The 21,072-nt window shown below is 70.8% G+C and carries 16 protein-coding genes and 1 tRNA gene; 6 read left to right on the top strand and 11 right to left on the bottom strand.

Features of this window, described 5'->3' with window-relative positions; all coding sequences use genetic code 11:
• The first annotated feature begins 103 nt into the window (after window positions 1–103).
• Both AQJ46_RS34220 and AQJ46_RS34215 read left to right on the top strand, forming a co-directional pair.
• Window positions 104–1,645, top strand: a complete 1,542-nt coding sequence (locus AQJ46_RS34220) for a hypothetical protein (protein ID WP_225887466.1) — start codon at window positions 104–106, stop codon at window positions 1,643–1,645.
• Complete coding sequence (locus AQJ46_RS34215) at window positions 1,642–4,293, top strand: phospholipase D-like domain-containing protein (protein ID WP_059209250.1); 2,652 nt, start codon at window positions 1,642–1,644, stop codon at window positions 4,291–4,293. Before AQJ46_RS34220 ends, AQJ46_RS34215 begins: the two co-directional genes overlap by 4 nt.
• Here AQJ46_RS34215 and AQJ46_RS34210 read toward each other — a convergent pair.
• Together AQJ46_RS34210 and AQJ46_RS34205 are read right to left on the bottom strand one after the other, a co-directional pair.
• A complete protein-coding gene (locus tag AQJ46_RS34210; protein WP_079072537.1) occupies window positions 4,251–5,153 on the bottom strand; it encodes a DUF429 domain-containing protein in 903 nt (300 codons plus the stop codon). The two genes, AQJ46_RS34215 and AQJ46_RS34210, sit on opposite strands and share 43 nt — an antisense overlap.
• Before the next feature lie 65 nt (window positions 5,154–5,218).
• Window positions 5,219–5,303, bottom strand: a tRNA-Leu gene (locus tag AQJ46_RS34205).
• 184 nt (window positions 5,304–5,487) lie between these two features.
• Here AQJ46_RS34205 and AQJ46_RS34200 point away from each other — a divergent pair.
• Window positions 5,488–5,916: a PAS domain S-box protein gene (locus AQJ46_RS34200; RefSeq protein WP_059209249.1), complete on the top strand. Its 429-nt coding sequence runs from the start codon at window positions 5,488–5,490 to the stop codon at window positions 5,914–5,916.
• A gap of 66 nt (window positions 5,917–5,982) precedes the next feature.
• Here AQJ46_RS34200 and frc read toward each other — a convergent pair whose 3' ends face one another.
• Both frc and oxc read right to left on the bottom strand, forming a co-directional pair.
• The gene (gene frc, locus AQJ46_RS34195) at window positions 5,983–7,239 is read right to left on the bottom strand and encodes a formyl-CoA transferase (protein ID WP_059209248.1); all 1,257 of its coding nucleotides are present in this window, start codon (window positions 7,237–7,239) and stop codon (window positions 5,983–5,985) included.
• A 29-nt stretch (window positions 7,240–7,268) separates the two neighbouring features.
• A complete protein-coding gene (gene oxc / locus AQJ46_RS34190) occupies window positions 7,269–9,017 on the bottom strand; it encodes an oxalyl-CoA decarboxylase (RefSeq protein ID WP_059209247.1) in 1,749 nt (582 codons plus the stop codon).
• A 254-nt stretch (window positions 9,018–9,271) separates the two neighbouring features.
• Here oxc and AQJ46_RS34185 point away from each other — a divergent pair, with 254 nt between their 5' ends.
• A complete protein-coding gene (locus tag AQJ46_RS34185; RefSeq protein ID WP_059209246.1) occupies window positions 9,272–10,855 on the top strand; it encodes a FadD7 family fatty acid--CoA ligase in 1,584 nt (527 codons plus the stop codon).
• A gap of 812 nt (window positions 10,856–11,667) precedes the next feature.
• Here AQJ46_RS34185 and AQJ46_RS34180 read toward each other — a convergent pair.
• The 5 genes from AQJ46_RS34180 to AQJ46_RS34160 all read right to left on the bottom strand — a co-directional run bounded on the left by AQJ46_RS34180 (window position 11,668) and on the right by AQJ46_RS34160 (window position 17,800).
• Window positions 11,668–12,600 (bottom strand): LysR family transcriptional regulator, encoded by a 933-nt coding sequence (locus AQJ46_RS34180; RefSeq protein WP_059209468.1) that lies wholly within the window; start codon window positions 12,598–12,600, stop codon window positions 11,668–11,670.
• A gap of 83 nt (window positions 12,601–12,683) precedes the next feature.
• Window positions 12,684–12,866, bottom strand: a complete 183-nt coding sequence (locus AQJ46_RS34175) for a formate dehydrogenase subunit delta (RefSeq protein WP_079072543.1) — start codon at window positions 12,864–12,866, stop codon at window positions 12,684–12,686.
• A gap of 31 nt (window positions 12,867–12,897) precedes the next feature.
• Window positions 12,898–15,714 (bottom strand): formate dehydrogenase subunit alpha, encoded by a 2,817-nt coding sequence (gene fdhF, locus AQJ46_RS34170; RefSeq protein ID WP_059209244.1) that lies wholly within the window; start codon window positions 15,712–15,714, stop codon window positions 12,898–12,900.
• Window positions 15,711–17,324 (bottom strand): formate dehydrogenase beta subunit, encoded by a 1,614-nt coding sequence (locus AQJ46_RS34165; RefSeq protein WP_059209243.1) that lies wholly within the window; start codon window positions 17,322–17,324, stop codon window positions 15,711–15,713. Before AQJ46_RS34165 ends, fdhF begins: the two co-directional genes overlap by 4 nt.
• Window positions 17,321–17,800 carry a formate dehydrogenase subunit gamma gene (locus tag AQJ46_RS34160; RefSeq protein ID WP_059209467.1) on the bottom strand — a complete coding sequence of 160 codons (480 nt, stop codon included), beginning with the start codon at window positions 17,798–17,800 and terminating at the stop codon, window positions 17,321–17,323. Before AQJ46_RS34160 ends, AQJ46_RS34165 begins: the two co-directional genes overlap by 4 nt.
• A 286-nt stretch (window positions 17,801–18,086) precedes the next feature.
• Here AQJ46_RS34160 and AQJ46_RS34155 point away from each other — a divergent pair, with 286 nt between their 5' ends.
• Window positions 18,087–18,776 carry a GntR family transcriptional regulator gene (locus AQJ46_RS34155; protein WP_057612647.1) on the top strand — a complete coding sequence of 230 codons (690 nt, stop codon included), beginning with the start codon at window positions 18,087–18,089 and terminating at the stop codon, window positions 18,774–18,776.
• A gap of 18 nt (window positions 18,777–18,794) precedes the next feature.
• On the opposite strand, the gene AQJ46_RS34150 is transcribed toward AQJ46_RS34155, so the two are convergent.
• Window positions 18,795–19,601 carry an acyl-CoA dehydrogenase family protein gene (locus tag AQJ46_RS34150; RefSeq protein ID WP_059209242.1) on the bottom strand — a complete coding sequence of 269 codons (807 nt, stop codon included), beginning with the start codon at window positions 19,599–19,601 and terminating at the stop codon, window positions 18,795–18,797.
• 141 nt (window positions 19,602–19,742) lie between these two features.
• On the opposite strand from AQJ46_RS34150, the gene AQJ46_RS34145 reads away from it, so the two are divergent.
• On the top strand, window positions 19,743–20,435 hold the full coding sequence (locus tag AQJ46_RS34145; protein WP_059209241.1) for a GntR family transcriptional regulator: 693 nt from the start codon (window positions 19,743–19,745) through the stop codon (window positions 20,433–20,435).
• A 37-nt stretch (window positions 20,436–20,472) separates the two neighbouring features.
• Here AQJ46_RS34145 and AQJ46_RS34140 read toward each other — a convergent pair whose 3' ends face one another.
• Complete coding sequence (locus AQJ46_RS34140) at window positions 20,473–20,994, bottom strand: beta-class carbonic anhydrase (protein ID WP_059209240.1); 522 nt, start codon at window positions 20,992–20,994, stop codon at window positions 20,473–20,475.
• Between the last annotated feature and the right edge of the window lie 78 nt (window positions 20,995–21,072).

Here is a 21,072-nt window from a genome sequence, read left to right as displayed (position 1 = left end):
CCATCGCGCTCACCGTTTCCCGTACGGCGGGCGGTCCTTGAGTGGATCATTGGGTGCACCCCGTGGCAGCGCGGGCGGGCAGGTCGCAGGCGGAGGTGGCGGAGTGACGGTCGACGTCCAAGGGCCGGCATGGGCCGTGCAGGGGCTGGGAGTACGGTCCGGACGCTATCCGCTGGCGGTGGAAGGGCCGGTGATGCGAGCGGTGGACCGCCTGGTACCGGGGGTGTCCACCGTGACCCGGTACCTCCGGTACCACTCGATGTACGCCGCGATCGCCGCCCATGCCGAGCGGCTGGACCTCGACGCCACCGGGTGCCGGGGGCTGGTTCGCCACTGCGAGGTGCTGCTGGCCGCGCTTCAGTGCGCGGGCGCGTCGGCCGAAGTGGAGTGGTCGGCCCACGGGGTCGACCGGGTGCGTCGCTTTTGCGGTGAGAGCCTGGAACTGGCGCGAGCGGCGGACGAAGAGGAACTGGGCCAGTCGTACTCGCCCCGCCGCTGGGGCTTCTGGGACCAGTACGGCGGACCTGCCGTGGTTCTCGGCACCGTGAAGCTCGAGCAGGGGGCGCTCAGGCCCGGCCGCCACCGCTGCCCTGCCGCCGTCGGCGAAGCCTTCGCCCCGCTGCTGTCGCTCGCGGAACGAGACGTCGTGCCCTCCCCCGCACTGGAGCGAGCCGGGCAGGCGGCCCTGGGGGTGCCGCTCGCTGCCGAGCGGGAATGGCTCACCCGACTGATCACCGCGACCACGTCCGCAGGCGTGCACGTTCCCGAGGAATGGGAGCCGTCCGACCGCACCCGGCGTGCCACGCTGCGTGCCCTCGGCCGCGCCATCGAGCTCCACGGCCACGAGGGCCACGGCTACCAGGAAACGCTGCGTTCGGCGGTGGCGTTCGGCGAGACCCTGACCGGCGACCCGGTCCTGGCCGCGATTCCGGAGGCCGCGGGCTGGCGAGGGCTACTGCTGCGTCACTACTCCGTCGGCGCCTGGCGCAGGCTGTGGGCGGCACTGGTGGCGGAGATCGGGTCCAAGGAGGGCGAGGCCGACCGGTCCGCCGAGGAGCTCCGCGACTGGCTGGCACTGCAGGCTCCGAACAGGACACTTCGGCAGGCTCTGGACGACCTGCCGCCGCTCAAGGACACCGCCGGCCACTTGCTGCCGGCCGAACGGCAACTCCTTGAGCCGGGCGATGACACGCCGATGACCGATGTACTCCTGCTGCTGGTCGGCGCGCTCCGGTCCCGGGAGGGCCATCTGCCCGGCGACGTACGGGCCGTCTTCCTGGGGCGGCGACGGCGTGCGGCCGAGTTCCTGGACCCCACCTGGGTCGACGGCCTCGTCGTCGACCACCTCGACCGGCCCATGAGCGATCTGGCCGCCCGCCTGGTGGACGACATGCTCGCCCAGTCCCGCAGGGTCGCCCTCGCCAAACTGCGCCACGACCGGGCGACCGGCGGACTGAAGATCTTCTCGCGGCTGCATCTGCGGGACGAGCGGTACTTCAAGACCGGTGACGAAGGGGACTCCGACATCGGTACGCGTCTCCTGCAACTCGGCTCCTTCGGACAACAGTTGGGTTTCTTCACGGTCCGGGACGGCTGTCATGCCGTCACCACGGCCGGCCAGACGATCTTGGAGTTGAGCGCGTGAGCGTGGCCCAGCACACCCGGTTCGCCTCCCCGGTCACGCTGCTGCACGAGTGGCACGAGCAGGGCGACGGGGCCTTGCACGAGGCGCTCTTCATGGGGTTCACCGTCGATCTTCCCTTCCTGGAGAAGGTCGCGATTCCCCTCGCGCGCAGTCTCGGCGCCCGCACCGCGGTCATCAGTGACGCCGCCCAGAGCCTCCACGACCCGGTCGACGTACGGATGGCCGGGCGCAGCTACCTCCACGGGCCCGCCACCTGTCGCGGCGCGTTCCATCCCAAGGTCGCACTGCTGATCGGCGAGGAAGCCTGCCGGGTCGCCGTCGGCTCGGGAAACCCCACCCTGTCCGGCTGGGGAGCCAACGACGAGCTGTGGACCGTGGTGGAGACGGAGCACGGCGCCTCCCACCCGGTCCTCGCCGACCTCGCCGACTGGCTGGACGAACTGCCCGCGGTCGTGGATCTCGCGCCCTGGTCCGCGGCCCATCTACGCGAAATTGCCGCGCTGCTGACGGAGCGTCACATCAATGCCCCCTCCGGTGACTCGGATGCCGGGCCCCGGCTGCTGCACAACCTCCACCGCGGCCTGCTGGGCCAACTGCCCCCCGGCCCCGTGGACGAGCTGCACGCCTACGCCCCGTTCGTCGACGCCACCGGTGACGCCCTGCGCGAGCTCGTCGACCGTCTCGCACCGCGCCGTGCGATCCTCGGTCTCCAGCCTCGTTGGTCGAGCTACGACGCCGAAACGGTGAAGGGGGCCCTCAAGGACTCGTCCGCGGAGATACGGCTGCTCGACGAAACCCGGATGCGCCACGGCAAGTTCATCCAGTGGCAGCAGGGCGACCGCCGGTACGCGCTGACCGGAAGCCCCAACCTCACCGGGCCCGCACTGTGCACCAGCACGAGGGAGGGCGGCAACTGCGAACTCGCCGTATTCGCCACCGAGCCCTCACCACTGCTCCCCGACGAGGGACGTGTCACTCCTCTCGGCAGCCTGACGGGCCGCACCATCCGGCCCGTCACCACCACCGCCCCCACACTGGTCCTGCTCGGGGCCAAGGTGGACAGCGACGGTCTACACGTCTGCCTGGACCAGGGTCGTCCGACACCCGTCTTGATCAGCACTTCTCCGGACGGCTCGCCGGGCTCCTGGACCGAGATCGGCAGCGTCCCCGCCGGACGGCGGGCCTGGTCGTTCCCGCTTCCGGAGATGCCCGGCGCGGCGGTGCGCGCGACCTGCGTCCGGCCCGACGGTGGCACCGCCGAATCCGCCGTCGTCTTCGTCTACAGCCCGGTGCACTGCGCACGCCGTGGCGACGCGGACAGCGGGCCCAGCCTGAAGTACGACTACACGGCACAGGCCCTCTTCGCCGACGAACGCGCCGCACGGCGTTTCGAGGCGGACCTGTTGCGCCTGCGGGAACTCATCGCGGGGAGCTCCGCGCCCGGGGGGAGCGCCGCGACGAGCACGACGTCCGGCCCCGGGGTCGTCAGTGCCGTCAGCGGGGTGGACCGCTGGGACGCCTACCTCGCGGACTGCCGCCGGATGCTCGGGGACCGGCTGACGGACCTGGCGTTCGGCACCTCACAGTTCGACCTTCCGCAGGCACCCACGTCACCGTGGGTCGTGTCGGCGGTCACCGGTGCGGACGCCGACGAGGCGTACGGGGACGACACGGAGGACGAGGAGCCGGCGGGCGAGGACCTCGCACCGTACGTGGCGCCGGAGCAGCGGGTCATCTGCCGCAACTGGGCTCGGCGCTGGGTGGGGACACTGGCCGCTCCCAAGCCGCAGCCCGTGTCCGGACTCCCGATGCGGCTGCTCGTGGCGAATCTGTACGTCCAACTGCTGGCCGCAGGAGTCTGGGACGAGGACGACGACAGCTGGCGCGCCGGACTCGGCGATCTCCTCACCGCCCTGACACCGGAAGGCGAGACCGCCGCCGCCGACGAGCAGGCGCCGCCCGAGTCCCGGCGACGACTGGAGGCGGTCACAGCCGTGGTGATGACGCTGCTCAGCCAGGACGCCGTGTTCACCGGTGGCGGTGAACACGACGTACGGGCCGCTCACGCGTGGCGACGGAGCAAGGCCGTGATCGCGAGAGCCGAGCCGGACCGGGCGCAGGACCTGATGATCGCGCCGCGGCAGGCGCTGGCCCGTGTCGCGTCATGGAGCGAGGTGGAGCGGCTCATCGGCCTCGCTCAGGAGGCCGACCCGTATGCCGAGGTGATCGCGGAACTCTCGGCGGCCGGCTGGTCGGCCGTGTACGACGACGGGCTCTGGGAGATCGAGGGCTCCTTCGGAAATCCGGTACCGGTCGCCGCGAGAGTCGCCGACCGGCTCGGGCGGCACACCTCCGACGCGGTGCTCGTCCGGGCCCGGAGCCGGGACCGCTGGACGTTCGTCGCGTGGGCGAAACCCCGTCTGGTGCTGCTGAATTCGCCGGCACGCGTCTGGCGCACCTACGAGATACGTCCCCCGGCCACTCCGGAGTCACGGTTCGGCGGCGGTGATCTTTCCGCGGTTCCGGGTCGTGTCGGCGCCCCGGCCCCGCTCCGTACGGGCCCGCCCGAAGCTCTCCGGACGATCCTCACCGAAGTGGGCATCCCTTACCCCGAATTGGTACGCCGCCTGTTCTCGGACGGAGGCTGAGCGGCATCAGCCCGGTCGGCAGCCGGTTCACTCCGCCGGCCGGTGCGGCGCTGTTCGGGCCGGGCGGGCGCGATGATCGTGGGAGCCGCTCCGGGCCTCGCGGCAACCGCCTCTCCGAGAACCTGGCAGCGGACGAGACCGCGCCGGAACCACAGAGCGGCCGTCCATGCGCAGAGCAGCGCGTCGACGAGGTCTTCGCGATGCTTGTAGGGAGCGTCCCGCTCGGGCGAAGGCTCGGTCATGAGCTGCCGGGAAAGCGGGTGGGACGCCACCAGCAACGGCGGGTCGGCCTCGGCCAGGCTCGCCAGCCGGACGATCAGCGCGTCGCACACGTGCGCCCGCGCCACCCGCCATCCCTGCGGCGGCCTGCGCCCCGGCCTTTTGTACCGGGGGCGCTCCTGGTCGTATCCGAGCTCGGCGGCACCGACCAGGGTCGTGTACGGATAGCACTCGGACATGACCAGCCCGTCGGTCGGCGGACCGTCGAGTCCGTCGTGATAGATCCAGCCGGATTCCTGGAGTCGTTCACGCAGCAGGACTCCGGCCTGATGGCGGGAGTTCTGGTTGGTGCTGTTCGCGCTCACCTTCCATCGGCCGTACCGGCGGCCGACGTCCCGCTCGCAGAGTCGTTGCCCCGCAGGGTTGTCGACGACCAGGGGCGCGTCGACAAAGGCCAGGGTCGATCCGTCGACGGCCGCCTTGGCGATCCACGTGACGGTCTCCTCGACCCCGCGGGTCCAGCCGCAGTCGATCACTGTGCCGGCCCCGTCGATGACCGCGACACCCGTCTCGTTGGGCTGATCCTGGGTACCGGTCCGCGCCCAGGCGAGATCGACGCCGATGAACCGCTGCATTCCCATGCACCGGTGGTACCAGAGGAGTCCTGACACGCGAAAGACCCCTGCTCAGCAGGGGTCTTCGTCTGTGTCCGAGGGGGGACTTGAACCCCCACGCCCGATAAAGGGCACTAGCACCTCAAGCTAGCGCGTCTGCCATTCCGCCACCCGGACCAGGTGTCTGCCGCCTTGACGGGGGTGTTCCCCGCGGCGACATGGACAACAATACCAAGCTTTCGGTGTGCCCTTCACCTGCATATCCGTCCTCCCCGAGAACCTCCGGGAGCCTCGCCAGGGTACGTGACGACAGTATTCTGTATACTGTTGGCCACCAAAATGGCCCCGGCTCGGAGGCGACATGGCAGATCTGGACCCCGCGGTGGTGCTCGGCATGGCAGACCAGGCACCCGACGGCATAGTGATCATCGACAGCGAAGGGCTGATCCGCTACTGGAACCGGGGCGCGGAGCGCATCTTCGGATTTCCGGCGGCCGACGTGGCCGGTCGGAGCCTGGACGTCATCATTCCCGAGAGGCACCGCAAACGGCATCAGGACGGGTTCGAGGCGGCCATGGAGCGGGGGTACAGCAAGTACGGGGACGCGGATCTACTGAACGTCCCGGCGCTGGCCGCGGACGGCCGGAAGTTGTCCATCGAGTTCAGCGTGGTGCTGCTGGCGGGACCCGACGGCAGCTCCTACTGCGGCGCGGTCATCCGGGACGTCACCGCGCGACGCGAGCGGGAGCGGGAGCTGATGCGGCGGCGGGCCGAGACGACGACGGTCTGAGCACCGCCGGACAGCGCGGAAGCGGCCGTGGCCTTCGGGCCACGGCCGCTTCGCGTCGGCTCTGCGTCAGACGATGACCCCGCTCTCCTTCAGCCGGCCGATGGTCTCCTCGTCGTAGCCCAGCTCCACCAGGACCTCGGAGCTGTGCTCGCCCAGCAGCGGGGCGCCGACGACCTCCGGCTTGAAGGAGGAGAACTTCACCGGGCTGCCGACGGTCAGATAGGTGCCCCGGCCCTTCTGCTCGACCTCGACGACCGTGCCACTGTTGCGCAGGTCCTCGTCGTAGGCGATCTCCTTCATGCTCATCACCGGCGCGCAGGGCACCTCCCACTCCCGCAGGATGTCCACCGCCTCGTACTTGGTCTTGTCCGCGAGCCACTTCTCGATCTCCTCGAAGATCTCGAAGATGTGCGACTGGCGGGCCCGCGCGGTGGCGTACTCCGGGTCCTCGGCCCACTCGGGGTGGCCGATCACCTCGGCGGTGCGCTTCCAGTTCTGCTCCTGGACCGTGAAGTAGATGTAGGCGTTCGGGTCGGTCTCCCAGCCCTTGCACTTGAGGACCCAGCCGGGCTGGCCGCCGCCGCCCGCGTTGCCGCCGCGCGGCACCACGTCGGTGAACTCGCCGTTCGGGTACTGCGGGTACTCCTCCAGGTACCCCACCCGCTCCAGGCGCTGCTGGTCGCGCAGCTTGACGCGGCAGAGGTTGAGCACGGCGTCCTGCATGGAGACGGAGACCTTCTGGCCGCGGCCGGTCCTCCCCCGGTCGATGATCGCGGTGAGGATGCCGATCGCCAGGTGCATACCGGTGTTGGTGTCACCGATGGCGGCGCCGGAGATGGTGGGAGGGCCGTCCCAGAAGCCGGTGGTGGAGGCGGCGCCGCCCGCGCACTGGGCGACGTTCTCGTAGACCTTGAGGTCGTTCCAGGACGACTGGTCGTTGAAGCCCTTCACCGAGCCGAAGATCAGCCGCGGGTTGAGTTCCTGGATGCGCTCCCAGGTGAAGCCCATGCGGTCCAGGGCGCCCGGGGCGAAGTTCTCCACCAGGACGTCGGCGTCCTTGATGAGCTTCTCCAGGACCTCCTTGCCCTCGGCGGTCTTGGTGTTGATGGCGAGGGAACGCTTGTTGCTGTTGAGCATCGTGAAGTAGAGCGCGTCCAGTTCCTCGATGTCCCTGAGCTGACGGCGCGTCACATCGCCGCCGTTGGGGCGCTCCACCTTCAGGACGTCGGCGCCGAACCAGGCGAGCATCTGCGTGCAGGCGGGACCGGCCTGGACCCCGGTGAAGTCGATCACCTTGATTCCGGCGAGCGGCTTTTCACTCATGTGTGCTTCCTTTTCGTGAAGTTACGTGGTCACTTCTTGGCCGGCGTGATGTTGCCGACGGTGATGCCCTTGGGGTTGAGGTGCGAGATGTGGCCGCTCTCGGTGCCTGCCGAGGGGTCGATCACGCAGTCGATGAGCGCCGGGCCGCCGGAGGCGAGGGCCTCGGTGAGGGCGGCGGTGACCTCGGCGGGTGTGGTGGCCCGGTAGCCCTTGCCGCCGAACGCCTCGATGAGCAGGTCGTGGCGGGCCGCCGACATGAGGGTCGTGGGTGAGGGCGCGTCGTCGTACGGGTTGGTGTCGTCGCCGCGGTAGACACCGCCGTTGTTCATGATCACGGTGACGACGGGCAGCTGGTAGCGGCAGATCGTCTCGATCTCGATGCCGCTGAACCCGAAGGCACTGTCACCCTCGATGGCCACGACCGGGGCGCCGCTCTCGACGGCGGCGGCGATCGCGTAGCCCATGCCGATGCCCATGACGCCCCAGGTGCCGCTGTCGAGGCGGTGCCGCGGTACATGCATGTCGATGACGTTGCGCGCGATGTCCAGGGCGTTGGCGCCCTCGTTGACGATGTACGTCTCCGGGTGCGCGTGCACGACGTCGCGTACGGCCTTCAGCGCGCCCATGAACTGCATCGGATGCGGGTCGGCCTCCAGGCGCTCGGCCATCTTGGCGACGTTCTGCGCCGAGCGCGCCCCGAGCTCCTCGCGCCAGGCCGAAGGGGCCGTGATCTGGCCGGGCTTGGTGCGTTCGGCGAGCGCGTCGAGCACCGACTCGATGTCACCGACGAGGGGTGCGGAGATGGGCTGGTTGCTGTCCATCTCCTTGGGGTCGATGTCGATCTGGACGAACTTGGCGTCGGGGTTCCACCCCGCCCGGCCATGGCCGAGGAGCCAGTTGAGGCGGGCGCCGATCAGCATCACGACGTCGGCCTTCTTCAGCGCCAGGGAACGGGCGGTGGCCGCCGACTGGGGGTGGTCGTCGGGCAGCAGGCCCTTCGCCATCGACATCGGTACGTACGGAATGCCGGTCGACTCGATGAACTGCCGTACCTTGGCGTCGGCTTGGGCGTACGCGGCCCCCTTGCCCAGCACCACCAGCGGGCGCTCGGCGGAGGCGAGGAGCTCGATCGCCCGGTCCACGGCCTCCGGCGCCGGCAGCTGGCGCGGCGCGGGGTCGACGAGACGGCTCAGTGTCCGGTCGCCCTCCGCCTTGGGCATGATGGCGCCGAGCACCGCGGCGGGGATGTCGAGATAGACGCCGCCGGGGCGCCCGGAGATCGCGGTGCGCAGGGCGCGGGCGATGCCCCGGCCGATGTCCTCCACCCGGCTGACCCGGTAGGCGGCCTTCACGAAGGGCTGCGCGGCGGCGAGTTGGTCCATCTCCTCGTAGTCGCCCTGTTTGAGGTCGACGAGGTGGCGCTCGCTGGAGCCGGAGATCTGGACCATCGGGAAGCAGTTGGTGGTCGCGTTCGCCAGGGCGACCAGGCCGTTGAGGAAACCGGGGGCCGAGACCGTGAGGGCCACGCCGGGTTTCTTGTTGAGGTAGCCGGCGATGGCGGCCGCGTGTCCGGCGTTGCTCTCGTGGCGGAAGCCGATGTAGCGGATGCCCTGCGCCTGGGCGAGACGGGCCAGGTCGGTGATCGGGATGCCGACCACCCCGTAGATGGTGTCGACGTCGTTCATCCTGAGCGCGTCGACGACCAGGTGGTACCCGTCGGTGAGCTCGGTCGGAACGTCGGCTGCTGCCGCGGTCTCCAGTGTCGAGGGGGCGGTCATGGTCCGAGGTCCTCCTTGGGCAGGTCCTGCCGGAGCGGCTACTTCTCTCACCATCCGCAGCGCGCTCGTCCGCGTCCAAGACCCATCGGCGACCAGCCGATAAACGGCGTCTATCGAGGGCTGGTCAGGGGCTTGGCAACTCCCTTGATAGACAGTTGCTATCGGCCGTTCGTCAGCGGGTATTGGACGCGCACCGGGTGCCACCGCACGCTCGCAGTGGATGTTTCGTCGGACCTGTGCGAGGGGGTGGGGTCATGGCCGTTCCGGCCGCGGCATCCGTGCGTGACGCGAACCGGTACCGGCCTTCGGAGGTCACCGGCCTTGGCGACCTCCTCGACCGGCAGGTACGTGAACGCCCTGACGCCCGGGCCCTCGTGGTGACCGGCGAGCGTGTGCAGCTGTCGTACCGGGGGCTCGCGTCCCTGGCCGACGACGTGGCCGGCCGGCTCGGTGGTGCGGGGCTGCGCCGCGGTGACGCGGTCGGCCTCATCTGTGCCAACACCGCGGAGTTCGTTGTCGGGTTGCTCGGCGCGGCGCGGGCCGGGCTGGTCGCGGCGCCGCTGGATCCTGCGCTGCCCGAGTCCCAACTGTCCGCGCGACTGACGGCGTTGGGGGCGCGGGCGGTACTCCTCGATCCGTCGGCGTCCGGTGTCGTCCCGCTTCCGGTGCCGGCCTGGCCGCTGCGCGTGGACGTCTCCCGGGCGGGGACGGCTGCGGTCGTACTCGAACCCGGCGTCTGCGAAGTGCCACAAGTCGTAGGTGCTGCGGGTGAGTTGTCGGACCGGGACGCCCTCGTGCTGTTCACCGCCGGTACCACCGACCGGGCGAAGATGGTGCCGTTGACACACGCCAATGTGGCCGCGTCGCTTCGGAACATCTGCGCCACCTACGAGTTGGGCCCCGGGGACGCGACCGTCGCGGTGATGCCGTTCTTCCACGGCCACGGGCTGTTCGCCGCGCTGCTGGCGTCCCTGGCGAGCGGGGGCTGTGTGCTGCTGCCCGAGCGGGGGCGGTTCTCGGCGGGCACGTTCTGGGACGACATGCGGGCCGTGGCCGCGACGTGGTTCACGGCGGTGCCGGCGATCCACGAGATCCTTCTGGACCGGTCGGAGCGGGAGTACCCGGGTCCGCAGGCGCCGCCGCTGAAGTTCGTCCGCAGTTGCAGCGCGCCCCTCAACACGGCGACGCAGCGGGCGTTGGAGCGCACGTTCGGCGCGCCGCTGCTGTCCGCGTACGGGATGACCGAGTCCTCGCACCAGGCGACCAGCGAACCGCTGCCGCAGCGGGGAGCGCTCAGGCAGGGGTCGGTGGGCCGGCCGACCGGGGTCGAGGTGCGGGTCGTGGACCGGGGCGGGCGTCCCTGTCCGGTGGGCGTCGAGGGCGAGGTGTGGGTGCAGGGGCCCACGGTCGCCCGGGGTTATCTCGCCGACGGGGACGAGTCGGCGCGGACCTTCGTCGACGGGTGGCTGCGCACCGGTGATCTGGGGGCGCTGGACGAGGACGGGTATCTGTCGCTGACCGGGCGGATCAAGAACCTCATCAACCGGGGCGGGGAGAAGATCTCGCCCGAGCATGTCGAGGACATCCTGGCCGGCTGCCCCGGGGTTGCGGAGGCGGCCGTGTTCGCCGTCCCCGACGGGGTGTACGGGCAGCGGGTCGGCGCGGCCGTGGTGGTGCGCGAGGCCGACGGCGTCGGGCGCGAGGAGATCCTGCGGTACTGCCGCGACCGGCTGGCCGCGTTCGAAGTACCGGACCGCCTTGAGCTGGTCACCGCGCTGCCGTACACCGCGAAGGGGGGACTGGACCGGAAGGCGGTACAGGCGCGGTATGCACCCTGACAGGGGCTGACGGGGGCGGCGCCTCGACGGGGCAGTCTTGGGGGCGGCGCCCCGACGGGGCAGTCGGGGCAGCGCCGGCCGCGCGCGGCGGGGAGCGGGCTGTCGGGCGGAGCGCCCCGACGGGCAGTCTTGGGGGCAGCGCCCCGACAGGGCAATCGCGACAGGGCCCGCCACGCCCGGCGGGGAGCCGCCTGTCCGGGGGAGCCGCCCCGACCAGGCAGGCTCGGGGGCAGCACCCCGACAGGGCAATCGCGACAGGGCCCGCCACGCCCAGCGGGGAGCCGCCTGTCCGGGGGAGCCGCCCCGACCAGGCAGGCCTGAGGGCAGCACCCCGACAGGGCAGTCGGGGCAGCGCCGGCCGCGCGCGGCGGGGAGTGGCCTGCCGGAGGCAGCGTCTCCACGGGCAGTCTTGAAGGCCGCTCCGCGACGGGGTGAGCAGCGCCCGCCGCGCCCGGCAGGGTGCAGCCTGTCGGAGAAGCGCCAGACGAGGCAGTCGCGACAGGGCCCGCGGTGCTCGTCGGGAGCGGCCTGTCGGAGGCAACGCCCCGACCAGGCAGGCTTGGGCGCAGCACCCCGACAGGGCAGTCGCGGCAGCGCCCGCCATGCCCGGGAGCGGCCTGTCCGAGGCAACGCCCCGACCAGGCAGGCTTGGGCGCAGCACCCCGACAGGGCAGTCGCGGCAGCGCCCGGCAGGGGGCGGACGGGCAAGGGAGTCGTCGCGGACGCGCCCGCCGCCGCGCCGCCGTGCACCGCGAAACGACAACTGGACCGGAGAGAGCAGCGCCGGCCGGACACCCGCACCCGGGCGGAGCTCAGCGCACCCGGTGGTCGGTGGGCAGGGGGCGGGCGAAGAAGTCGTCCAGGGAGAGGCCCGTCGCCGCGTTGACGAACGCGCGGGCGGCGACCGAGCCGGGGGTCGCCGCGTGGATCGCCACGGAGACCTGGGCTCCGGCCTCCGGGTCGACCAGCGGCAGGGCTCTCGTCCGGCCGACCACCGGCATCGCGCGCAGCCAGGTGTGGGGCACGATGCTCGCCCAGCCACCGCCGCCCACGTGGGCGTAGAGGGAGGCGATCGAGTCGGTCTCGACCTGCGGGGTCACCACGTACCCCTTCTCCGCGAACACGGTGTCGACGATCTGGCGGATCCGCATGTCCGGCGTCAGCAGTGCGAGCGGCAACTGGGCCGCGTCCGCCCAGGACACGGTGGCGGACTGGGCCACCAGCTGGTCGTCGGAGACCAGCAGCATGTACCTCTCCTGGTAGAGGGGGACCACCTGGAGACCCTCCTGGTCGTCCGGATCGAAGTGGGCGATGGCCACGTCGAGTTCGTAGTCACGCAGCTGGCGATGGAGTTCCTTCGTCGACAGCCGGGAGCGGACCTGGACCTTGGCCAGCGGGTGCGCCGCGCAGAAGGCGGCCACGGGAAGGGCGAGGGTCGTGGACGCGGTGGGGTCGGTGCCGAGCCGCAGGGTCCCCGTGATGCCGGACTGCACGGCGGCCACCTCGGCCTTGAAGGCGTCCTGTTCGGCGAGGATCCGCTTGGCCCACACCACGAGCCGCTCGCCCTCCGGGGTGAGGCCCTGGTAGTTGTGGCCGCGGTTGATCAGGGTGACGTTCAGCTCCCGCTCCAGTTTGGCGATCGCCGCCGAGAGCGCGGGCTGGGAGACGTAGCAGGACTCCGCCGCCCGGGCGAAGTGCCGTTCCCTCGCCACCGCCACGAAGTATTCGAGCTGCCGGAACAGCATGAGCGGCTCCTCCCTGCCCATGGGATCACTGGCTCCATACTGTATGCAGTGTGGAGTGATGTACAGGGAGGAGACCGCACAGGTCAGCGCAGAAGCTTCACCGCGGCCACCACCAGGGGGTCCAGGCCGTCCACCCCGGCATCGACGAACTCGTGGAGCCGCGTGCGCATGCGCGGGTCCCAGAACCTGCCGATGTGCCCCGCGATCGCCTCCGCGGCGTCCTCCCCCGGCAGGTGCCCGAGGTTCCTGGCGATGTCGTTGGCCATCCTGCACTCCGACGGCACGGTCGCTGTCATCTCAGTCCACCACCGTCACGAGGTCGTTCCCGGCGGCTTCGGTCTCGCTCGACCGGTCCGGGCGGGCGAGCGCCACCTGTACGGCGGTCACCTTGTATTCCGGGCAGTTGGTCGCCCAGTCGGAGTTCTCCGTGGTCACCACGTTGGCGCCGGTGACGGGGTGGTGGAACGTGGTGTACACGACCCCGGTCGGCATGCGGTCGGAGAGCTCCGCGCGCAGAGTCGTCTGCCCGACGCGGCTGGCCAGGGTGACCATGTCGCCGTCGTTGATGCCGCGGACCTCGGCGTCGTGCGGATGCAGCTCCAGTACGTCCTCGGGGTGCCAGGCGACATTGCCGGTACGGCGGGTCTGCGCGCCGACGTTGTACTGGCTGAGGATGCGGCCCGTGGTGAGGACCAGCGGGAAGCGCCGGGTGCTGCGTTCGTTGGTCGGCACGTAGGAGGTGACCACAAACTTGCCCTTGCCGCGCACGAATTCGTCCACGTGCATGACGGGCGTGCCCTCCGGGGCCTCCTCGTTGCACGGCCACTGGACGCTGCCGAGCTTGTCGAGGAGGTCGAAGGAGACTCCGGTGAACGTCGGCGTGACCGACGCGATCTCGTCCATGATCTGGCCCGGATGGTCGTAGGACATCTCGTAGCCCATGGCCGTGGCGATCTCGCTGACGATCTGCCACTCGTGCTTGCCCGTCTTCGGCTTCATCACCGCGCGTACCCGGTTGATGCGGCGTTCGGCGTTGGTGAAGGTGCCGTCCTTCTCCAGGAAGGACGCCCCGGGCAGGAAGACGTGTGCGAACTTGGCCGTCTCGTTGAGGAACAGGTCCTGGACGACGACGAGTTCCATCGCTTCGAGGGCCGCGGTGACGTGCCCCAGGTTGGGGTCGGACTGGGCGATGTCCTCGCCGTGGACGAACAGACCGCGGAAGGTGCCGTCGATGGCCGCGTCGAACATGTTGGGGATGCGAAGTCCCGGCTCGGCGAGGAGGGTTCCGCCCCAGAGGTTCTCGAAGACGGTCCGGACGGCGTCGTCGGAGACGTGCCGGTAGCCGGGGAGTTCATGGGGGAACGAGCCCATGTCGCAGGAGCCCTGCACGTTGTTCTGGCCGCGCAGCGGGTTAACGCCGACACCGTCGCGGCCGATGTTCCCGCACGCCATCGCGAGGTTGGCCATCCCCATGACCATGGTCGAGCCCTGGCTGTGCTCGGTGACGCCGAGGCCGTAGTAGATGGCCCCGTTGGGCGCTTCGGCGTACAGCCGTGCGGCGGCTCGGAGTTCGGCGGCAGGTACGCCGGTGATCTCCTCGACGGCCTCCGGGCTGTTCTCCGGGCGGGCGATGAACTCGGCCCACTCGTCGAAGCCTTCGCACCGCGCGTCGACGAAGGAGCGGTCGACCAGGCCCTCGGTGACGACGACATGGGCCATCGCGTTGACCACGGCCACGTTGGTGCTGGGCCGGAGCTGGAGGTGGTGCCGCGCCTCGATGTGCGGCGAGCGCACGAGGTCGATGCGGCGCGGGTCCACGACGATCAACTTGGCGCCCTCGCGCAGCCGGCGCTTCATCCGGGAGGCGAACACCGGGTGGCCGTCAGTGGGGTTGGCGCCGATCACCATGATGACGTCGGCCTCGGCGACCGAGCGGAAGTCCTGGGTGCCGGCCGACTCGCCGAAGGTCTGCTTGAGGCCGTAGCCCGTCGGGGAGTGGCAGACGCGGGCGCAGGTGTCGACGTTGTTGTTGCCGAAGGCCGCGCGGACCATCTTCTGTACGACGTAGACCTCTTCGTTGGTGCACCGTGAGGAGGTGATCCCGCCGATGGCGCTCGATCCGTGCCGGTCCTGGATCTCGCGCATCCGCCGGGCGACCGTGCCGATCGCCTCGTCCCACTCGACCTCGCGCCAGGGGTCGGTGATCCGGTCGCGGACCATGGGCTTGAGTTGACGGTCCGGGTGGGTGGCGTAGCCGAAGGCGAAACGGCCCTTCACGCAGGAGTGGCCCTCGTTGGCGCCGCCGTCCTTGTACGGCACCATGCGCACGAGCTCGTCGCCGCGCAGCTCGGCCTTGAAGGAGCAGCCGACCCCGCAGTACGCGCAGGTGGTCACCACCGACCTGGTGGGCATGCCCAGTTCGACGACCGAGCGTTCCTGGAGCGTGGACGTCGGGCAGGCCTGGACGCAGGCCCCGCACGAGACGCACTCGGAGTCCATGAAGGTCTCGCCGGCGCCCGGCGAGACCTTGGAGTCGAAGCCGCGGCCCTCGATGGTGAGGGCGAAGGTGCCCTGGACCTCGCCACAGGCGCGGACGCAGCGGGAGCAGGCGATGCACTTGGCGGGGTCGAAGTCGAAGTACGGGTTGGACGTGTCCTTCTCGGCGTCGAGGTGGTTCTCGCCCTCGTAGCCGTAGCGGACCTGCCTGAGGCCCACCACGCCTGCCATGTCCTGGAGTTCGCAGTCCCCGTTGGCCGGGCAGGTCAGGCAGTCCAAGGGGTGGTCGGAGATGTAGAGCTCCATGACGCCCTGGCGGAGCTTCTCCACCTTCGGTGTCTGGGTGCTCACCCTCATGCCGTCGGCGCAGGGGGTGGTGCAGGACGCCGGGGTGCCGCGCCGGCCGTCGATCTCCACCACGCACAGCCGGCAGGAGCCGAACGCCTCCAGGCTGTCGGTGGCGCACAGTTTGGGTATCTCGACGCCGGCCTGCGCGGCCGCGCGCATCACCGACGTGCCCTCGGGTACGGTCACCGCCAGACCGTCCACCTCGACGGACACCGTCGCCGGGCCGGGCCTCTCGGGGGTTCCGAAGTCGGGTTCCTTGAGGAGTGTCATGCCGTGCCCTCCGTCCTCGGGCCCGTCGCCTGTACGGGCTGGATGTCCAGGAGTCGACGGCCGCCGAGGAAGTCGTCGGGGAAGTGGGTGAGGGCGCTGCGCACGGGAAGCGGGGTGAGCCCCCCCATCGCGCACAGCGAGCCCTCGGTCATCAGATCGCAGAGGTCTTCGAGCAGGGCGAGGTTCTCGTCCCGGTGGGTGCCGGCGACGATCTTGTCGATCACCTCGACGCCGCGCACCGCGCCGACCCGGCACGGGGTGCACTTGCCGCAGGACTCCTCGGCGCAGAACTCCATCGCGAAGCGGGCCTGCGCGGCCATGTCGACGCTGTCGTCGAAGACGACCACTCCGCCGTGGCCGACCATCGCCCCGGCCGCCGCGAACGCCTCGTAGTCCATGGGCAGATCGAACATCGACTCCGGCAGGTACGCCCCCAGCGGGCCGCCGACCTGCGCGGTGCGCACCGGGCGTCCGGAGTGGGTCCCGCCGCCGTACTCCTCGATGAGCTCGCGCAGGGTGATGCCGAAGGCGGTCTCCACGATGCCGCCGTGGGCGATGTTGCCGCCGAGCTGGAACACCTGGGTGCCGCGGGAGCGCTCGACGCCGAGATGCTCGTACGCCTTCGCGCCCTCGGCCATGACCACGGGCACGGTGGCGAGGGTGAGGACGTTGTTCACCACGGTCGGTTTGCCGAACAGGCCCTCGATCGCCGGGATCGGCGGTTTCGCGCGGACCATGCCGCGCTTGCCCTCCAGGCTCTCCAGCATGGAGGTCTCCTCGCCGCAGATGTACGCGCCGGCGCCGACGCGGACGTGCAGGTCGAAGTCGAGGGCGGAGCCGAGGATGTTGGTGCCGAGCCAGCCGTGCTCGCGGGCGATCCCGATCGCCCGGCGCATCGTGGCCACCGCGTCCGGGTATTCCGAGCGGATGTACAGGTAGCCCTCGCTCGCTCCGACCGCGTGTGCGGCGATCGTCATGCCCTCGATGAGCATGAACGGGTCGCCCTCCATGACCATCCGGTCGGCGAAGGTCCCGCTGTCGCCCTCGTCGGCGTTGCAGCAGACGAACTTCAGCTCGTCGGCGCAGTCCAGCACGGTCTTCCACTTGATGCCGGCCGGGAATCCGGCGCCGCCGCGGCCGCGCAGTCCGGACGCGGTGACCTCGGCGACCACGTCCGCGGGGGCGAGTTCCAGGGCGGCGCGCAGTCCCGCGAGGCCGCCGTGGGCTTCGTAGTCCTCGGCCGACAGCGGGTCCGTCACTCCGACTCTGGCGAAGGTGACGCGGTTCTGGCGTGCCAGCCAGGGCAGTTCGTCGACGAGACCGAGCCGCAGGGGATGATCGGCGCCGTCGAGCATGCCCGCGGCCAGGAGACCCTCGACGTCTTCCGGGGCCACCGGGCCGTAGCCGACGCGCCCTTGGGGAGTCACCACCTCGACCAGGGGCTCCAGCCACAGCATGCCGCGCGATCCATTGCGTACGACGTGCAGGGCGAAGTCCCCGCGGTCGGCAGCGTGTTGAAGGGCCTGCGCGACCTCGTCCGCGCCGACGGACCTGGCCGCGGAGTCGCGGGGGACGTACACGGTGGCCATGGAGTGCGAGGGGTTGTTCATGAGGAGACCGTCCCGTTGAGGATCGAGCCCAGCTTGGCCGGGCCAACTCGTCCGTACAGCCGTCCGTCGGCTTCCACCGACGGCCCGAGCGCGCAGTTGCCGAGGCAGAAGACCTGCTCGACGGTGACCGAGCCGTCCGCCGTCGTCTCCCCCAGCGGCAGTCCGGACTGGCGTGCGTAGCTCACCAGTTGGTCGGCGCCCAGCGCCTGGCACGCCTCGGCGCGGCAGATGCGCACGGTGGTGCGGCCCGCGGGCTCGCGACGGAAGTCGTGGTAGAAGGTCACCACTCCGTGGACGTCCGCCCTGGAGAGGTTGAGCTCCTCGGCGAGCACCGGCACGGCCTCCTGCGGCACATGGCCCAACTCGGCCTGAACGGCATGCAGTACGGGCAGCAGCGCCCCGCGCTCGCCCCGGTGACGGGCCACCACCCTCCGGACCACGCTCTCGACCGTCACGTCACTCCCGCTGGTCGTCATGATCGCTTCGCCTTCCGTCACACGGGTCCCCGGCGAGGGGTGCAGGAGACTCCGACCATACTCCATACAGACTTCTGTATACACAACCCTGCCGCACGGGAGGCAGACAGAGAAGTGGGGAGACCGGACTGCGCGTCAGGTGCGCCCACCAGGGCGGACCCCGCGGCGACACCCGCCATGTTGCATACCAAAACCTGTATGCTGACGCGGCCGTTCGGCGACCCTCCGGACGGCCCCACTCGGCAAGGCCGCCATTCCGCGACACCGGCGGCAGAACGGGACAACCATGCGCGAGGCACTCACGGCCGCAGCGTCCCGGCGCGTCACCCGCCCGGCACCGCTGCGTCAGGCCGTGTACGACGCCCTGACCGAGCTGATCGTCAACGGCTCCCTCAAGCCGGGCCAGCATCTGGTCGAGGCCGAGCTCGCCGAACACCTCGGCGTCAGCCGCCAGCCGGTCCGCGAGGCACTGCAGCGGCTCCAGACCGCCGGCTGGGTCGATCTGCGACCCGCCCAGGGCGCCTTCGTCCACTCCCCCACGGAGGAGGAGGCCGCCCAGCTCCTCGGCGTCCGCTCGGTCCTGGAGACCTACTCGGCCCAGCTCGCCGCGAAGAACGCGAAGCCCGAGGACATCGCGCGCCTCGACGAACTCCAGCTGGACGGGGTCGCCGCTCTCGCCGACGGCGACGTCGAGCGCCTGGTCGCGGCCAACACAGCGCTGCACGACTTCATCACCGCCGTCGCCGACAACGCCGTGCTGGCCGAACTGATCGCCCAGGTCGGCCAAAAGGTCCGCTGGTACTACACGCCCATCGCCAAACCCCGCGGCAAGGAGGCCTGGAACGAGCACACCCAGCTCATCAGGGCCATCGCCAAGGGCGACGCGGACCAGGCGGGCGAGGTCATGCGCAAGCACACCGAGCGGACGACCGACTTCTACCGCAGGCAGATCGCGGTCAGGGCGAACCAGGACTGACGTTTGACCGGGCACGGCTCAGGACGCGGCGAGGGAGCCGGCGGGGCGTCGGACGCTCCCGAGGTCGACGGCCGGCGGGCGGCGGGTTTCGGCGGCGGCCCGTAGTTCGAGCAGCCACGGCAGGACCGTGCGCAGCACGATGTCGAGTCCGCCGCCGTCCGCTCCGAGCATCGCCTCCGCGGGCACCCGCACCGGGTCGGCGAACACCGTGGAGGTCGCGCTGCCGCGGGGTCCCGCGGCACCGGGCCGCGCCGGTACGAAGAGGTCCGGGGCGTGCGCCGGGACCGCCCAGAGCGTCAGCCCGTCGGGGGCGGCGAGGGGCCGGGAGGACCAGACGTACAGGTCCGCCTCCCCCGCCGCGACCACCCGCCGCTTCAGGGCCCGCAGGGCTACCACCTCACCGGAACGAGTGGCCACGGAGCGCGGCACGAGGAGCTGGGTCTCGGCCGTCGCCCCGTCGCCCCCGGCCTCCGGCTCCCCCTCCGACTCGGCGAGCGCGAGACTGGCGAGGTGGCGCCCGGCGGCGATCTCGCCCCGCGTCCAGGGGCCGCCGTATGCCTCGATGACGGCGACCGCCGTGTAGTGGGACTGGAGGACGGCCGCCGTGGCCGGGCAGACGCGTGCGGTCCGCGCGACCACGTCGGCGGCCTCCGGCAACCCCCGTCCCCCGCCGCCGAACCCGGTGGAGACGGTGAGTCCCAGCAGTCCGGCGCGGCCGAGGGCCGTCACGGCGCCGCGAGGGAACCGTCCCTGGACGGCGGTTGCTTCGGCGGCGGGTCCGACGGCACTGGTCAGGACTTCGGAGAGAGCGGTGCGGTACGACACGGGGCGACCCCCTCGGGCATGGCTGGTGGTCCACTGTCGAATGATGATTGCATACAGTATTCTGCATGGGAAGGTCACCGCGCCAGGGGTCCAGCCGGGCAATTTCCGGGACCCATCAGCCGAACGAGGGAGACAGGGCCCATGCCCGACACGCCCACCGTGACAGCCCATGGCCAGATCAGCAGGCCCACTCCGCTCCGCCAGGCCGTCTACGAGGCACTCACCGAACTGATCATCAACGGCTCGCTCAAACCCGGCCGGCATCTCGTCGAGGCCGAGCTGGCGGAGAGCCTCGGAGTGAGCCGGCAGCCGATCCGAGAGGCGCTGCAGCGGCTCCAGACCGCCGGCTGGGTCGACCTGCGCCCTTCACAGGGGGCGTTCGTCCACTCCCCCACCACGCAGGAGTGCGCCCAACTCCTCAGCGTCCGGGCCCTTCTGGAGACCCACTCCGCGCGCGGAGCGGCCCGGCACGCCACTGCCCGGGACGTCGCCCGGCTGTGGGAACTCCAGCAGACCGGTCTGGCCGCCCTCGCGGCCGGGGACGCCCGGGCCATCGTGGAGGCGAACGCCGCCCTGCACGGCCACATCACCCTGCTGTCCCGCAACGCGGTCCTCGACGAACTCATCCCCCAGGTCGACCGGCGGGTGCGCTGGTACTACATGCCCATCGCCAAGCCCCGCGGCAAGGACGCCTGGAACGAGCACGCGAGGATCATCGAGGCCATTGGCGAGGGTGCCGCCGACCGCGCCGAGGAGCTCATGCGCCGGCACACCCGGAACACCACCGACTTCTACTGCGAGCAGATCGCCGCGGTGGCCGGCCGGGACGACTGACCCCGGCCGGCTATCGCCGCCAACGGACCGGGGCGGCTCAGGAGTTCGGGTCGATCTCCCGCAGCAGCCCGGTCGCCACGTCGAAGACGAACCCCCGCACATCGTCGGTGTGCGGGAGGAACGGCGACGTGCGCACGCGTTGCATGGACTGCCGTACGTCCTGGTCGACGTCCCGGAAGGCCTCCACCGCCCACCCGGGACGCTGGCCGACCTCCAGTTCCAGTTCGTGCCGGAAGTCCTCGGTCAGGGTCTGGAGACCGCAGCCGGTGTGGTGGATGAGCGCCACACTGCGGGTGCCGAGGGCACGCTGACTGATCGTCAGAGAGCGGATCGTGTCGTCAGTGACGACTCCCCCGGCGTTGCGGATGGTGTGGCAGTCGCCGAGCTCCAGTCCGAGCGCGGCGTGCAGGTCGAGGCGGGCGTCCATGCACGCCACGACGGCCACGCGCAGCACGGGTCGGGCGCCCATGCCGGGGTCGGTGAAGCGGGCGGCGTAGGCGCGGTTGGCTTCCACGAGCCGGTCGGTGACCGTCGCGGTTCGGGGTGCTGAAGTCGACATGGGGGCTACCTCACTCCGGTCGGTCGGGTCGGTCAGATGACGCCCTGCTCCTTGAGCTGCGGCAACTCGTCCCGCGAG

The organism is Streptomyces canus, from assembly GCF_001514145.1.
Classification (GTDB): Bacteria; Actinomycetota; Actinomycetes; order Streptomycetales; family Streptomycetaceae; genus Streptomyces; species Streptomyces canus.
This window is presented reverse-complemented; position numbering and strand designations above follow the sequence as displayed.

Excerpts from the sequence above, each read along its gene's own strand:
- AQJ46_RS34210 (WP_079072537.1), bottom strand. The coding sequence starts at position 5,153 with ATGGGAATGCAGCGGTTCATCGGCGTCGATCTCGCCTGGGCGCGGACC.
- AQJ46_RS34200 (WP_059209249.1), top strand. The coding sequence starts at position 5,488 with ATGGCAGATCTGGACCCCGCGGTGGTGCTCGGCATGGCAGACCAGGCA.
- frc (WP_059209248.1), bottom strand. The coding sequence starts at position 7,239 with ATGAGTGAAAAGCCGCTCGCCGGAATCAAGGTGATCGACTTCACCGGG.
- oxc (WP_059209247.1), bottom strand. The coding sequence starts at position 9,017 with ATGACCGCCCCCTCGACACTGGAGACCGCGGCAGCAGCCGACGTTCCG.
- AQJ46_RS34185 (WP_059209246.1), top strand. The coding sequence starts at position 9,272 with ATGGCCGTTCCGGCCGCGGCATCCGTGCGTGACGCGAACCGGTACCGG.
- AQJ46_RS34180 (WP_059209468.1), bottom strand. The coding sequence starts at position 12,600 with ATGCTGTTCCGGCAGCTCGAATACTTCGTGGCGGTGGCGAGGGAACGG.
- AQJ46_RS34175 (WP_079072543.1), bottom strand. The coding sequence starts at position 12,866 with ATGGCCAACGACATCGCCAGGAACCTCGGGCACCTGCCGGGGGAGGAC.
- fdhF (WP_059209244.1), bottom strand. The coding sequence starts at position 15,714 with ATGACACTCCTCAAGGAACCCGACTTCGGAACCCCCGAGAGGCCCGGC.
- AQJ46_RS34165 (WP_059209243.1), bottom strand. The coding sequence starts at position 17,324 with ATGAACAACCCCTCGCACTCCATGGCCACCGTGTACGTCCCCCGCGAC.
- AQJ46_RS34160 (WP_059209467.1), bottom strand. The coding sequence starts at position 17,800 with ATGACGACCAGCGGGAGTGACGTGACGGTCGAGAGCGTGGTCCGGAGG.
- AQJ46_RS34155 (WP_057612647.1), top strand. The coding sequence starts at position 18,087 with ATGCGCGAGGCACTCACGGCCGCAGCGTCCCGGCGCGTCACCCGCCCG.
- AQJ46_RS34145 (WP_059209241.1), top strand. The coding sequence starts at position 19,743 with ATGCCCGACACGCCCACCGTGACAGCCCATGGCCAGATCAGCAGGCCC.
- AQJ46_RS34140 (WP_059209240.1), bottom strand. The coding sequence starts at position 20,994 with ATGTCGACTTCAGCACCCCGAACCGCGACGGTCACCGACCGGCTCGTG.